The sequence below is a fragment of the Sphingomonas sp. 320_CC genome (assembly GCF_059691795.1).
Window position 1 is genome coordinate 771,150 of the sequence record NZ_JCAWAE010000001.1, and the last position, 13,771, is coordinate 784,920.

10 protein-coding genes are annotated in these 13,771 nt (G+C 66.6%); 7 read left to right on the forward strand and 3 right to left on the reverse strand.

The window, feature by feature from the left end:
• The first annotated feature begins 5 nt into the window (after positions 1-5).
• The 3 genes from ftsZ (at position 6) to AC59GX_RS03585 (ending at position 5,149) form a co-directional block, all read left to right on the forward strand.
• Positions 6-1,583: a cell division protein FtsZ gene (ftsZ, locus tag AC59GX_RS03575; protein ID WP_426280956.1), complete on the forward strand. Its 1,578-nt coding sequence runs from the start codon at positions 6-8 to the stop codon at positions 1,581-1,583.
• Between the two features lie 234 nt (positions 1,584-1,817).
• Complete coding sequence (locus tag AC59GX_RS03580; protein WP_426280955.1) at positions 1,818-3,986, forward strand: tetratricopeptide repeat protein; 2,169 nt, start codon at positions 1,818-1,820, stop codon at positions 3,984-3,986.
• Positions 3,983-5,149 carry a deoxyguanosinetriphosphate triphosphohydrolase gene (locus AC59GX_RS03585; RefSeq protein WP_426280953.1) on the forward strand — a complete coding sequence of 389 codons (1,167 nt, stop codon included), beginning with the start codon at positions 3,983-3,985 and terminating at the stop codon, positions 5,147-5,149. Before AC59GX_RS03580 ends, AC59GX_RS03585 begins: the two co-directional genes overlap by 4 nt.
• A 214-nt stretch (positions 5,150-5,363) precedes the next feature.
• Here AC59GX_RS03585 and AC59GX_RS03590 read toward each other — a convergent pair whose 3' ends face one another.
• Positions 5,364-5,657 carry a hypothetical protein gene (locus AC59GX_RS03590; RefSeq protein WP_056486630.1) on the reverse strand — a complete coding sequence of 98 codons (294 nt, stop codon included), beginning with the start codon at positions 5,655-5,657 and terminating at the stop codon, positions 5,364-5,366.
• A 217-nt stretch (positions 5,658-5,874) separates the two neighbouring features.
• Between AC59GX_RS03590 and AC59GX_RS03595 the strand changes: the two genes are divergently transcribed.
• The 4 genes from AC59GX_RS03595 to AC59GX_RS03610 all read left to right on the forward strand — a co-directional run bounded on the left by AC59GX_RS03595 (position 5,875) and on the right by AC59GX_RS03610 (position 11,253).
• The gene (locus AC59GX_RS03595; protein WP_426280952.1) at positions 5,875-7,416 is read left to right on the forward strand and encodes a DUF1800 domain-containing protein; all 1,542 of its coding nucleotides are present in this window, start codon (positions 5,875-5,877) and stop codon (positions 7,414-7,416) included.
• Positions 7,417-7,418: 2 nt separating this feature from the next.
• Positions 7,419-8,573, forward strand: a complete 1,155-nt coding sequence (locus AC59GX_RS03600) for a DUF1501 domain-containing protein (protein ID WP_426280950.1) — start codon at positions 7,419-7,421, stop codon at positions 8,571-8,573.
• Positions 8,574-8,809: 236 nt separating this feature from the next.
• Positions 8,810-10,534: an arginine--tRNA ligase gene (gene argS / locus AC59GX_RS03605; protein ID WP_497300830.1), complete on the forward strand. Its 1,725-nt coding sequence runs from the start codon at positions 8,810-8,812 to the stop codon at positions 10,532-10,534.
• Entirely contained in the window at positions 10,534-11,253 is a 720-nt protein-coding gene (locus AC59GX_RS03610; RefSeq protein ID WP_426280948.1) for an SPOR domain-containing protein, read from the forward strand. Before argS ends, AC59GX_RS03610 begins: the two co-directional genes overlap by 1 nt.
• Before the next feature lie 662 nt (positions 11,254-11,915).
• On the opposite strand, the gene AC59GX_RS03615 is transcribed toward AC59GX_RS03610, so the two are convergent.
• Together AC59GX_RS03615 and glpD are read right to left on the reverse strand one after the other, a co-directional pair.
• The gene (locus AC59GX_RS03615; RefSeq protein WP_426280947.1) at positions 11,916-12,185 is read right to left on the reverse strand and encodes a hypothetical protein; all 270 of its coding nucleotides are present in this window, start codon (positions 12,183-12,185) and stop codon (positions 11,916-11,918) included.
• 66 nt (positions 12,186-12,251) lie between these two features.
• Positions 12,252-13,727 (reverse strand): glycerol-3-phosphate dehydrogenase, encoded by a 1,476-nt coding sequence (gene glpD, locus AC59GX_RS03620; RefSeq protein ID WP_426280946.1) that lies wholly within the window; start codon positions 13,725-13,727, stop codon positions 12,252-12,254.
• Positions 13,728-13,771 lie beyond the last annotated feature (44 nt).

The following is a 13,771-nucleotide window of genomic DNA, read 5'->3' on the forward strand; positions in this document are numbered from 1 at the left end:
CGGCGATGAGCATCGAATTCCTTAGTCCCGAAGTGGACGATCTGGCCCCCCGCATCGCGGTGATCGGCGTCGGCGGCGCGGGCGGCAACGCGATCGCCAACATGATGCGGGCCGACGTCCAGGGCGTCGACTTCCTTGTGGCGAACACCGACGCGCAGGCGTTGAAGCAGTCGACCGCACCGCAGCGGATCCAGCTCGGCACCAAGATCACACAGGGTCTCGGCGCCGGCTCGCGTCCCGAGATCGGTCGCGCAGCCGCCGAAGAGACGATCGATCAGCTCGCCAAGATGCTCGAAGGCGCGCACATGTGCTTCATCACCGCCGGCATGGGCGGCGGTACGGGTACGGGCGCGGCACCGGTCATCGCCAAGGCGGCGCGCGACATGGGCATCCTGACCGTGGGCGTGGTGACCAAGCCGTTCGCGTTCGAGGGCAACCGTCGCGCCAAGTCGGCCGAGGGCGGCATCGACGAGCTGCAGAAGTATGTCGACACGCTGATCGTCATCCCGAACCAGAATCTGTTCCTCATCGCCAACGCGAACACGACCTTCAAGGAAGCGTTCACGATGGCGGACGAGGTGCTCCAGCAGGGCGTCCGCAGCATCACCGACCTGATGGTGATGCCGGGCCTCATCAACCTCGATTTCGCCGACGTCCGCTCGGTGATGCAAGAGATGGGCAAGGCGATGATGGGCACCGGCGAGGCTAGCGGCGACAACCGCGCGCTTGAGGCTGCTCAGAAGGCGATCTCGAACCCGTTGCTTGAAGGCGTCAGCATGCGCGGCGCGAAGGGCGTCATCATCTCGATCACCGGCGGCGACGACATGCGTCTGCTCGAAGTCGACGAAGCCGCGAATCATATCCGCGACCTGGTCGATCCCGATGCCAACATCATCTGGGGTTCGGCGTTCAACCAGGAGCTCGAAGGCAAGATTCGCGTCTCGGTCGTCGCGACCGGGATCGACGCCGATGCGCGCCCTCCGGAAGTTGCGCCCGAGCCGACCCGCTCGTTCAGCTTCGGATCGCGCAAGACCGACGAGAACACCTCGTTCCGTCCGAGCGAGCCTGCCGCGTCGTCGGCTGCACCCGCCGCGTCGTCCGCCGACGAAGAGCCGCTCGACCTGAACGCGTCGTCGGAAGTCGAGCCGTCGTCGTCCAAGTCGAATGACGAACTCGTGCTCGGTACCGAGACGATCGTGCCGCAGGCCGCGCCTGCGCCGGTTGCTCCTGCGCCGCAGCCGGCACCCGCCCCGCGCACCTACGGCGAAGAGCCCTACGGCCGCGGTCCGATCGCGCGTCCGGCGTCGGCATCGTCCGTACCGGCGGCTCGCGCGCCGGTCGCGCCGGCTGTTCCGGTGCCGACGCCGGCTGCGGACGAAGGTGGTGCACGTCGCCGCTGGCTAGCTCCAGGCGCTGAGGCTGCCCCCGAGGCGGTTCCGGCTGCACCGCGCGTGAAGCTTGGCGGTACGTTGTTCGAGCGCATGTCGAATGCGGCACGCGGTGCTGCGAAGGAAGACGGCGAAGCGGCTCCCCAGGACCCGCTCGACATCCCCCGCTTCCTGCATCGTCAGAACAACCAGTAAGTCGGGAACATCTCGACTTATCAATATCTTGCACGATCCAGCCCTGACCTCCCCTCTCCCATCGGGAGAGGGGGACACGCCAGAGGCGGCGAAGGGTGAGGGCATGCCAACCAGGGCTACCGCGCTTGCGTACGCAAAACCCTGCATTCGTCGTCGCTCCAGCCCAGTTCGCCGCGCGCATGCGTGCAAGACATTGCCGGTTCGGTCGGGCTGGCGTCTAGACAGATGATCCTCATGACCCGGTCCTCCCATCATCTCCTGACCGCTGCGCTGGCCCTCGTGCTCGCGGCCGTGCCAGCTGTCGCGTCCGCGCAAGCCGTCGTGCAGGCGATCCCCGGCACCACCGACGCGGACAAGCTTGGCGACGTGATGCGCCAGCTCGCGAGCAACCCGCGCAACATCGACGCGCTGATCAAGGCGGGCGATCTGTCGATGGGCCTTGGCGATCTCAGCGGTGCCGCGGCATTGTTCGCGCGCGCCGAAAAAGTGAACCCGCGCGACGGTCGAGCGAAGGCGGGAATGGCGTCGATCCTCGTCCGGTCCGAGCGTCCGGGCGAAGCGCTTCGCTATTATGCGCAGGCGGAGGGCCTCGGCCTCGATCCGCGCAACTTCGCCGCCGACCGCGGCCTCGCCTACGACCTGATCGGCCAGCAGGATCGGGCACAGCGCGACTACCGCGTGGCACTCCGCGATGCCCCCGACGACGAGACGACGCGGCGCTATGCGTTGTCGCTCGGTATCTCGGGCAAGCCCGAACTGGCGGTCCAGCAGCTCAATCCGCTTCTGCTGAAGAGCGATCGCGGCGCATGGCGATCCCGCGCCTTCATCCTCGCGATGAACGGGGATGTCGCCGGGGCCGAGAAGATCGCGACCACGATGATGCCATCGGGCACCGCGCAAGGCCTGCAACCCTTCTTTCAACGCCTGCCCAACCTACCGGCAAGCGACCGCGCCTTCGCGGTCCATTTCGGTGAGGTCCATGCGACGCCAGCCCGCCTCGCGGATGCACGGATGGCGCCACCGTTGGGCATTCTAGCCGCAGATCCGACCGCGCCGGTAATGATGGCAGCCGTAACGCCACAGCCGGTGGTCACGGCAAGCACCGGCAAGAAGGACAAACGCGATCGCCGGTCGAGCCGCGATCGAGTCCAGATGGCAGCGGTGACTCGACCGTCGTCAACACCAGTACCCGTGACGACGTCGGCACCGGTCCCGCCGACGATCACCGCGCCGCGTACGCTCACCACGGTTCCAGCTCGGACCCCGGACGCCGCCCCCGTCCAGCTCGCAGCAGCGCCGATGCAGACGGTCCAGCCGCTTCCGGCGCGGACCGTTCAGCCTTCGCAACCAAGCTATTCAGCACCGAACGTTGTGGCTCAGGGCATTCGTACCAATCCGGCTGCGGAAACGAACTCGGTAGTCTCGGCCACTATCCAGCCTAGCCCATCGTCTGTCGCTCGTACCGTCCCGGCGCCATCGACGACGGGAACGCTTCCGCAGAGCGTAGCCACGCAGATGGCGGCGATCCCGCTGGGACAGGCAAAACTCGATCCGACCCGCGCGGCGAATGCGCTCGCAGCGTCGGCAGCAGCGGCGCCGTCGGTTTCGCCGCTACCGACTCCGATACAGCAGGCACCTGTTCAGCAGGTCGCCCCAACGCAGAGTGCCAGCGCCGAGACGCCGGCGCCCGGTTTCACCAGTTCGTCCACGCCCGCGCCGGTAGCCGCCACATCGTCGCCACGCACCCACGCGGTCGCCGCGAGCGAGGACTCGATCCTCGCGCGGATCGTCGCGGGCCTGTCGATCCCCGCGTCCGAGCTCGACGTCGCGCCGATGCATCCCGCGCCGGTCGTGACCCCCGCCGCTATCCCGGTCTCCGATGACTCCGAGCGTGTGCTCGCCGAGGCAAAGGCCAAGACCGAGCGCGACGCTGCAGCCAAGGCGATCGCGGCGAAGACGCTGGCTGCGGACAAGCTCGCCGCCGACAAGAAGGCGGCGCTCGACAAGAAGGCCGCGGCGAAAAAGGCGATCGCCGACAAGAAGGCGCTTGCCGAGAAGAAGGCCGCCGCCGCCGAGAAGCTTGCCGCCGACAAGGCTGCGGCCGAGGAAAAGCGGATTGCGCGTGCCAATCCTGCGCGGACCTGGGTTCAGGTGTCGACCGGCGCGACCGAGGGCGATCTGCCCAAGGCGTGGAAGAAGGCGAAGGCCAAGGCCCCGACCGTGTTCGGCGCTCGCGGCGGCTGGACTGCGCCGTGGAAGGCGACCAACCGCGTGCTCGCCGGCCCGTTCAAGACCGATGCCGAGGCACGCACGTTCGTCAATCAGCTCGCCAAGGAAGGCGTCCCGACGTTCACCTTCACCAGCGATCCGGGCGAAATCATCACGAAGCTGCCGGCCAAGTGAGCTACCGCGCGCCCTGGGCATCGGACCCGGCGCGCAGCAAAGGACGGCTTCACGAGGAACAGAACGGGTCCACGCGCGGGCCGCGCGACGCCTTCCAGCGCGACCGCGACCGCATCATCCACTCGATCAGCTTCCGTCGTCTGCGCCACAAGACGCAGGTGTTCATGGCGCCCGATGGCGATCATTTCCGCGTCCGCCTGACGCACAGCCTTGAGGTCGCGCAGATCGGCCGTACGATCGCGCGGACGCTGGCGCTGAACGAGGACCTGACCGAGGCGCTCTGTCTAGCACACGACATCGGCCATCCGCCGTTCGGCCATGCCGGCGAGGATGCGCTGAAGGCGGCGCTGACCGGCCAAGGCGGCTTCGATCACAACGGCCACACGCTGCGCACGTTGATGACGATCGAGCGGCCTTACCCGTTGTGGAACGGGCTGAACCTGACATGGGAAACGCTCGAAGGCCTCGCCAAGCATAACGGCCCGGTGCGGCATCCGGGCTGGGCGCTGGCGACGGCGGACGCGGAATACCCACTCGCTCTGACCAGTTTCTCGAGCCTCGAAGCGCAGGTCGCGGCGATCGCCGACGATATCGCCTACGACAATCACGACATCGACGATGGCCTGCGCGCAGGGCTGCTGACGCTCGACCAGATGCTCGCCGTACCGCTGGTCACGCGCGGCTGGGACGACGTGCGGCGGCGCTTCCCAGATATCGACCCGAAGCGCCTGGTCGGCGAGCTCGTCCGCACGCAGATCGGGACGATGGTCAACGACCTGATCGCCGAGACGCGCCAGCGGATCGCGGCGAGCGGCGTCACCAGCGTCGACGACGTCCGCGATGCGGGGCAGTGCCTGGTGGGCTTCTCGCCCGAAATGCGCGAGGCGGAGCGCGACCTGAAGCGGTTCATGTACGCCAACCTCTATCACCACCCGCGCCAGCTCGCGGCGGCGGATGCGGCGCATGGGATCGTGTCGGGGCTGATCGCGGTGTACCGTGACGATCCGGCGACGATCCCCGAGGAATGGCGCGAACGGCTGCCGACCGAAGACCCCCATCGCAGCCGGCATATCGCGGACTTCATCGCAGGGATGACGGATCGGTATGCGGTATCGCGCTACCGCGAACTGGTCGGCCCGATCGACTTGCCCGAGGGGTTCTGAGCGACTGATCCTCCCCCGCCAGGGGGAGGTGGCGCCGAAGGTGACGGAGGGGGAGGACGCGCAACCGATGTCGGCGCTTACCTCCCCCTCCGTCCGGCAAGTGCCAGCCACCTCCCCCTGGCGGGGGAGGATCGAAACAGTAAATCGCACCAAACGCAAAACGGCGGCCGGACCGAAGTCCGACCGCCGCTGCAATCACTAAAACCCAGTCGGCTCAGCGCGTGACCGAAGCGATCCCGCCAGCCGCGCCGTTGGCTTCGTTGGTCTTGAACGCGACCGGGACGCCGGCCGAGACACCCGATACGCGGTCACCGCGAACGATCAGGTGGAACTTCTGGCCCGACGGATAGCGACGGCCGTCGATGACCTGGCGGCCATGGTCCTGCGTCGAGGTATAGACGTACGTGCTGCCCTCATGGACGAAGCTCTGCTTGCCGTCGGCGGCCATGCCGATCGTCGAGGTGAGGGCGGCCGCTGCTGCTGCGATGATCTTGATGGTCGTGCGCATGATCGTATCTCCCGAAGTGCGTCGAGCCGGATCAGGTCTTTCACCCAACTCTCGAGTCAGTGAAATATTGCGGTGCAGCATGAGTTGCAATTGCAAACCGATCCGTCGCGATTGCATCAACTGCAACGATGAACGGCCCCCTGCATGCGACCAGCGCGGCGGGTGACATACTTCCACGACAATTGCCGCGTACACTCGAACGCGAAGGAGAAATGTCGTGTCTGCTTCCAGTATCGCGCTCAATCGGTTCGGCCTCGGCGCGAGGCCGGGTGATGCTATCGTCGGCGATCCGGCGAAGTGGGTGCTAGCGCAGTGCGAACGGTTCGAGCCGCGGCCACCTGTCATCTCGAGCGCGCCTACGACGGCGGGCATCTCAACAGGTCTCGTCGCTTATTATGCGCAGGAAAAGGCGATCAGGGCGCAATTCGGTCCGCGCACGCCGAAAGCCGCGATCGGCATGGACGGGAAACCCGTGGTCGCCGCTCCAACGATGTCCGGCGCGATGAGCCCCGCACCCGTGTCGCCGGGCGTTGCACCCTCAAGCATGGCTCAGGCCCCCATGGCGCCGGGGGCGATCGATCCAGGCGCGGCCGCACGACAGGAAGCGCGACAAGTCATCGGCAAGCAGAGCCGCAACGATTATGGCGCGGCGGTCGCGGCGCGGACGATGGCGGCGCTGACCGGCGACGTACCGTTCGTCGAGCGTCTCGTGCATTTCTGGGCGAACCATTTCGCGGTCTCGACGGAGAAGTTCGAGGTGATGGCGCTTGCCGGGCCGATGGAGTTCGAGGCGATCCGCCCGCATGTGCTCGGCAAGTTCGCCGACATGCTGAACGCGGTCGAGCGCCATCCGGCGATGCTGCTGTATCTCGATCAGGCGGTGTCGATCGGCCCGGACAGTGCGTTCGCCGTTCGGAAGACCAGACGCCGCACCGGGCTGAACGAAAATCTCGCGCGCGAGATCATGGAGTTGCACACGCTCGGCGTCCGCAGCGGTTACAGTCAGGCCGACGTCACCGAGTTCGCGCGCGCGATGACCGGCTGGACGGTCGCGGGGATCGGTCGTGGTCCCGGCGCGCGCATGCAGGACGACTCGCGCGCGGGCGCGTTCCTGTTTCTCGACGACGTTCATCAGCCCGGCGATCGCACCGTGATGGGCAAGCTCTATCCCGCGGCGGGGGAGGCGCAGGCGCAGGCGGTGCTCTCCGACCTGGCCGTCCACCCGGCGACCGCGACGCACATGGCGACCAAGCTCGCGCGGCATTTTGCCGGCGATGCGCCGCCCCCGGCGATGGTCGCACGGCTAAAGACGGCGTTCCTGAAATCGGGCGGTGACCTGCCGACGGTGTACCGCGCGCTGGTTGCGTCGCCCGAGGCTTGGGTGACCCGGCCGGTGAAGTTCAAGTCGCCCTGGGAATGGTATGTCTCGACCCAGCGCGCGCTCGGCACGACGACGGTCCAGCCCGGCGTCACGGTGGGGATGATGAACCAGCTCGGCCAGCCGATCTGGCAGCCGGGGCAGCCGATCGGGTATGACGACGTCGCCGCAGCCTGGGCCGGGCCCGATGCGATCATGCGACGGGTCGAGGCGGCGGAGCGGTTCGCGGCGCGCGCCGGACCGGTCGATGCGCGAGCGTTGGCGCCGAGGCTGTTTCCTGCCTCGCTCAGCCCCACTACCGCGCAGGGTCTGTCGCGCGCGGAAAGCCCGGCACAGGCGCTCGCGCTGTTGCTCGTCGCTCCAGAATCGCTGCGGAGATAGTCATGCTTGACCGTCGTTCCTTCCTCTCGACCGGTACGCTCGGCGTGCTGGCGTCGGCCTTTGCACCGCGCATCGCCTTCGCGCGTGCGGCGACCGACAAAAGGTTCGTGTTCATCATCCAGCGCGGCGCGGCCGATGGTCTCGGGACGATCGGGGCGGTCGGCGACCCGGCGTTTGCAGGCGTGCGTGGCGATCTCGCGGCGGACTTTGCGACGGGCGCCAAGCTCGACGGCATGTTCACGCTGCATCCGGCGATGACCGCGAGTGCCGGGCTCTACACGCAAGGCCAGGCGTTGTTCGCGCACGCGATCGCCTCGCCCTACCGGGATCGCTCGCATTTTGACGGCCAGAACGTGCTCGAGACGGGGGGCGCGAGTGCGTATCAGGTCCGCGACGGCTGGCTGAACCGGCTGCTTGGCGTGCTGCCTGCGGACGAGGCACGTGCGATTGCGGTCGCGGCGACCGTGCCGATGGCGTTGCGAGGGCGGCGCGAGGTGGCGTCTTATGCGCCGTCGAGCTTGCCCGACGCGTCCGACGACCTGCTGCAACGCGTGGCGATGCTGTACGAGGGCGACCAGCAACTCCACGGCTTGTGGAACGAGGCGATGGCGACACGGCAACTCACCAGCGATCTCGCGCAGGACGGCGGGCGTAATGCCGCCGCGACCGGTGCGCTCGCCGCGCGGTTGCTCAAGCCCGACACCGGCGCGCGGATCGCGATGATCGAGACCGGCGGCTGGGACACGCACACCGGCCAGCGTGGCCGCCTCACCGCGCAGTTGAAGGGCCTCGATGCGATGGTCGCGTCGTTGCAGGCGGGGCTCGGGCCATTATGGGCAGACACGATGGTGCTGGTCGCGACCGAGTTCGGACGGACCGTCGCGGTCAATGGCACCGGGGGGACGGATCACGGGACGGGCACGTCTGCGATGCTGTTTGGCGGCGCCGTGAAGGGGGGCAGGGTGGTGTCGGATTGGCCGAGCCTCGCCCCTGCTGCGCTGTACGAGGCACGCGATTTGAAGCCGACGATGCAGCTCGATGCGTTTATCGGCGGAGCGGTCTCGTCGCATTTTGGCGTCGAGCCGGAGCGGGCGATGGCCGCGCTGTTTCCTGCGAGCGCGAAGACCGCGGCGATCGAGGGGTTGGTGCGGGTCTGAGATCCTTTCCTACTGCCTGACGCCACTTCTGTTCCCTCGCGAACGCGGGGGCACAGGATCTCGGGCGGTGATCGTGGTTTAGCTGGGGCCCCGCGTCCGCGGGGGAACGGGGATGGCTTTCCGATGTGGCGGATCTAGCCGGGCGGTGCTGGCGGCCGCCCCTCCGACGGGATTAAAATTGAGCGCCGCGCCGCGATGGTCTAGAGCGCGCGTTTCCTTGACGTACCGGGACTGCCATGACGCTCTACACCCGTTTCGCCGCGCATATTGATGCGGCGCTCGACACCCTGACCGAAGCGGGAACGCTGCCGGCTGGTCTCGATCGCAAGAACGTCACGGTCGAACCGCCGCGCGACAGCAGCCACGGCGATCTCGCAACCAACGCCGCGATGGTCCTCGCCAAGCCTGCCAAGACCAATCCGCGCGTTCTCGCCGATGCGCTGGTCGCCGAACTGTCGAAGCTCGAGGACGTCGCTTCGGCGAGCGTGGCGGGCCCTGGCTTCATCAACATGAAGCTGACCGACGACGCCTGGCGCGCCGAACTGGCCGCGATCCCCGAGGCTGGTGCCGACTATGGCCGGTCGAAGCAGGGCGACGGGATCACGGTCAACATCGAGTATGTGTCGGCCAACCCGACGGGCCCGATGCACATGGGCCATTGCCGCGGCGCGGTGGTCGGCGATGCGCTCGCCAGCCTGCTGGAGTTCGCCGGTCAAAAGGTGATCCGCGAATATTACGTCAACGATGCCGGCGGGCAGGTCGACGTGCTCGCGCGGTCCGTCCACCTCCGTTACCGCGAAGCGCTCGGCGAGACCGTCGAGATCCCCGAGGGCCTGTATCCGGGCGACTATCTCGTCCCCGTCGGCCAGTCGCTCGCGAAGGAGTTCGGCGACCGCTATGTCGGCGCGCCCGAGAGCGAGTGGCTGGCGATCTTCCGGACGCAGGCGGTCGCGGCGATGATGGTGATGATCCGCGCCGACCTTGCGCTGCTTGGGATCGAACACGAGGTGTTCGCATCCGAGGCCGAACTTCAGGCTGCGAAGAAGCCGGAAGCGGCCGAGGCGGAACTGCGTGCGCGCGACCTGGTCTATGACGGCGTGCTCGAGGCGCCGAAGGGCGAGACGCCCGACGATTGGGAGCCGGTCGAGCTGCCGCTGTTCCGCTCGTCGCAGTTCGGCGACGACCAGGATCGCCCGATCAAGAAGTCGAACGGGTCCTGGACCTATTTCGGCGCCGATCTCGCCTATCATTTCCAGAAGAGCCAGAGCGCCGACCAGCTGATCGACATCTGGGGGGCGGATCATGGCGGCACGGTCAAGCGGATCGTCGCGGCAGTGGCGGCGCTGACCGGCGGCAAGACGCGGTTCGACGTCAAGCTCGTCCAGATGGTTCGGCTGTTGCGCAACGGCGAGCCGGTCAAGATGTCGAAGCGGTCGGGCAATTTCGTCACGCTGGCCGACGTCGTGCGCGAGGTCGGCAAGGATGTCGTGCGCTTCACGATGCTGACGCGGCGGTCGGATGCGCAGATGGATTTCGACTTCGCCAAGGTGGTCGAGGCGTCGAAGGACAACCCGGTTTTCTACGTCCAGTACGCGCATGCGCGGATCGCATCGCTGCATCGGCGCGCGGCAGAGGCGGGAATTACGCCGATGTCTGCCGATTTGTCCCGGCTTGATACGGACGAACTGGCGCTCGTACAGCTCGCGGCGCAGTTCCCGCGGCTTGTCGAGATCGCGTCGACGGCGCGCGAGCCGCATAGAATTGCGTTCTATCTCTACGACTTGGCCGCGGCCTTCCATGCGCTGTGGAATGTCGGCAACGATCGCCCCGATCGTCGCTTCCTGGTCGTCGAGGATCCGCAGGCCACCGCGGCACGGCTTTTCTTGGCGTCCGCTATAGGGCAGATTATTCATAATGGCCTCGCCATCATGGGTGTCGAAGCGGTTTCGGAGATGAAGTAATGGCCGAAGACATGGATCTGCGTGAGGAAGACCGGCTCCCCTGGCTCGAAACCGTCGAGCCGGACGAGCAGGATACGGTCGGCATCGGCCGCGTCATCGCGCTGGTCGTGCTCGGCCTGGCGGTGCTCGCCGCGATCATCTTCGGTATCTACAAGCTGCAGCAGCGCGCGCCGACCGGCGACGGCCAGATGATCGCCGCGCAGGAGGGCGACTACAAGGTCAAGCCCGACGACGCCGGTGGCCTGAAGGTCAAGGGCGAGGGCGACTCGGCGATCGCGACCAGCGCGGGCAAATCGGGCAACGGCGCGATCGACCTGCGCGGCGTGCCGGAAGCACCGGTTGCAGGCAAGCGTGCGGTTGCGGCTAAGCCCGATGACGCCGCGGGTCGCAATGCGGTCGCGCAGGTTCCGGCCTCGGGTGGTCGACTGGTTGCTGCGGCACCCCTGGCGCCATCGAAGCCCAATGGTACTGGCACGGCTACCGGTGGGTCGCTGGTTCAGCTTGGTGCCTATCCCAGCGAGGCCGTCGCCAACGCCGCCTGGGCGAACTTCTCGAAGCGGTTCGCGTATGTCGGCGCGCTAGGGAAGTCGGTCCAGCCGGTCGCAGCCGGTGGCCGTACCCTGTATCGTCTCCGCGTGAACGCGGGCAGCGCGAATCAGGCGGCGGATATCTGCGGTCGGTTGCGCGTAGCCGGCGAGACGTGCTTCGTCGCGAGCTGATCGCGAAGCGGTAGAGCGAGGGCGAGGCACGCAGCAATCGCGCTAGCGACTGCTCGCCTGCTTTGCGCCTCGTTGATACTTCGTTTGTTAGTGCACCGGTCGGTGGCCTACGCGCCTCGCGACCTTGAATGGCGCGGGGCGATTAACTCCGACGAACAGCGCCCTCGAGAGAGGGAGCGCTACTAGGAGTAAGGCCACAATTTTGGCGTGAGACGGGGGCCAGTTCATGGAGCCTATCACGTCGACAGTTAGCTATCGCAGACTTACCGGGACGGCGGTGGCCGACACCGGGATAGAGAGCGACGATGGTGGCTGCACCGACTGCTTCTTGGAAATGCGCGCGTAACGGTAGTAACGGCGGCGGCAATCAGCACTTTTGGTGAAGTGACGTAGCGACCCCTACAACCACGGCGTCGAACGGTTCTTCAGCAACCGCTCTCATCCTACGGCCCTTCGGGTACTAGAATCGAGAACAGCAGACTATCGCGTCGCTGCATCTCGCGGGTCGCTCTCCATCAGAGGTCAACGCCGAGGGTTACAGACCAAGCCGTGCTGCCCTCGGCATTGCGAGGCTAACGTTCCAGCTTGGTTCGTCAGATCCACACTTCCTTCAACGCAAACCGCGCAATACGACCATTTCGCCGTCCAACTCGCGCATGGACTCAGATCGAGCGGCGGTGCTTTCCGCCGTACTTGCGGCCGATATAATCGCCAATCTGCGCAACTTCGGTAGCGGCTGCTTGTGCGCCGTTCATCTGGCAGGGAAGCGGATCGCTCGCATGATCGCTCGCGCGGCGTTTCACCGTGTCGCAAAGCTCCTCGATGTCCGCGCGCGACAGGATATTCTTCTCGCGCAACAGACAGATCAGGCTTTGCAGGATCACTAGGTTCTTGTCTTCGGGATCGGTTTGGAGGTCCGGGTATGTGGCCATTGGAGGTTTCCTCGATGGATATGCCGCGAGGATATGCTCAATCCTAAAACATGCAAGTCCCTACGCTCACGAGGGGAATGTCGTGGTCCACCATGTCCCGAATGCGTCCGTCTCCGCCTGATCCAAGGTCAGTCCGATCTTGCTACGACGCATCAATGCATCTTCGGGTATCCTCGCCCATTCGCGATCGTGCATCCAGCGTGCTTCGATCTCGGTCAGGCCACCGCCAAGGTCCGCGCCGAGGCCTGCTGCGTCGGTGACACCCGCGAGCATGCCGTCGAGTAAAGCCCCGTAAGCATGCGCCATCCGTTCGCTTCGGGCATTGCCGAGAAACGGCCATCGCGCGCGGACCTGCGCGAGATAGGTGGCAAAAGGTGGGATGGCGCCCCCAGGGAAAGCACGGTCGCGAGTGATCTGGCGGACGGTCGTACCCAGCGCGGGGGCAATCTTTGCGAGCGCTTCCTCGGCGAGATGGCGCGCAGTCGTGATCTTGCCGCCGAACACGGACAACAGAGGCGCCGCGCCCGTATCGCCGAGCGTGTCGAATTCGAGGACATAGTCGCGCGTGACCGCCTTCGCCTCGCTGGCGCCGTCGTCGTAGAGCGGGCGCACGCCGGACCACGTCGAGGTGACGTCGGCAGGGGTGATCTGACGCGTGAAGTGCTGGTTCGCGGCGTCGCAGAGATACGCGATCTCGCCCGCGTCGATTACCGCGTCTTCGGGCCGGTCGACGGGAATGTCGGTCGTGCCGATCTCGGTCTGGCCCTGATACGGGATCGCGAAGACGATGCGGCGGTCGGCGAGTTGCAGGATATAGGCGTGGTCGCCTTCGTACAGTCGGGGCACGACGATGTGGCTGCCCTTGACCAACCGGACGCCGGCGCTGGCATTGATGCCGAGCCGGCCCAGCAATTCGGCGACCCACGGGCCGGCAGCGTTGACGAGTGCGCGCGCGGTGACGTCGCGGCTGTCCGATAGGGTTGCGCGCCATAGTGCGCCGTCACGGCGAGCGGTGACGAGTTCGGTGCGAACCGCGATCTCCGCGCCGTTGGCGTGCGCGTCCATCGCGTTCAGCACGGTAAGGCGGGAATCATCGACGAATGCGTCGGAATAGACAAAGCCGCGCGCGCCGTTCTTTAGCGGTGCGGTGTAGGCGGCGTCGCTCCTGCGCAGGCCGCGAGAGCGTTTCAATGTCATCCGGCCGCCAAGCCAATCGTAGAGGTACAGGCCGAGACGGACCATCCACCAGGGCCGTACCGCATTCTCGTGCGGCAGGACGAAGCGCATCGGGCGGATGATGTGCGGCGCGGCCTTCACCAGGCGTTCGCGCTCCCGCAGCGCCTCGGCGACGAGCTTGAAGTCGTAATATTCGAGATAGCGCAGTCCGCCGTGGATCAGCTTGGTCGAGGCCGACGAGGTCGCGCCGGCGAGGTCGCCCTTCTCGACGAGCAGGACCGACAAGCCGTTCAGTGCCGCCTCGCGGGCGATCGCGGCGCCGTTGATGCCGCCGCCGACGATGAGGATGTCGTAACTTTGCGTCATGCCCGTAGCTTAGCCGTTTGGTAATGGCGGGCCTACCGACTATC

Bases quoted from the DNA above. Each gene is read 5' to 3' on its own strand.
- ftsZ (WP_426280956.1), top strand. From the start codon at position 6: ATGAGCATCGAATTCCTTAGTCCCGAAGTGGACGATCTGGCCCCCCGC.
- AC59GX_RS03580 (WP_426280955.1), top strand. From the start codon at position 1,818: ATGACCCGGTCCTCCCATCATCTCCTGACCGCTGCGCTGGCCCTCGTG.
- AC59GX_RS03590 (WP_056486630.1), bottom strand. From the start codon at position 5,657: ATGCGCACGACCATCAAGATCATCGCAGCAGCAGCGGCCGCCCTCACC.
- AC59GX_RS03600 (WP_426280950.1), top strand. From the start codon at position 7,419: ATGCTTGACCGTCGTTCCTTCCTCTCGACCGGTACGCTCGGCGTGCTG.
- argS (WP_497300830.1), top strand. From the start codon at position 8,810: ATGACGCTCTACACCCGTTTCGCCGCGCATATTGATGCGGCGCTCGAC.
- AC59GX_RS03610 (WP_426280948.1), top strand. From the start codon at position 10,534: ATGGCCGAAGACATGGATCTGCGTGAGGAAGACCGGCTCCCCTGGCTC.
- AC59GX_RS03615 (WP_426280947.1), bottom strand. From the start codon at position 12,185: ATGGCCACATACCCGGACCTCCAAACCGATCCCGAAGACAAGAACCTA.
- glpD (WP_426280946.1), bottom strand. From the start codon at position 13,727: ATGACGCAAAGTTACGACATCCTCATCGTCGGCGGCGGCATCAACGGC.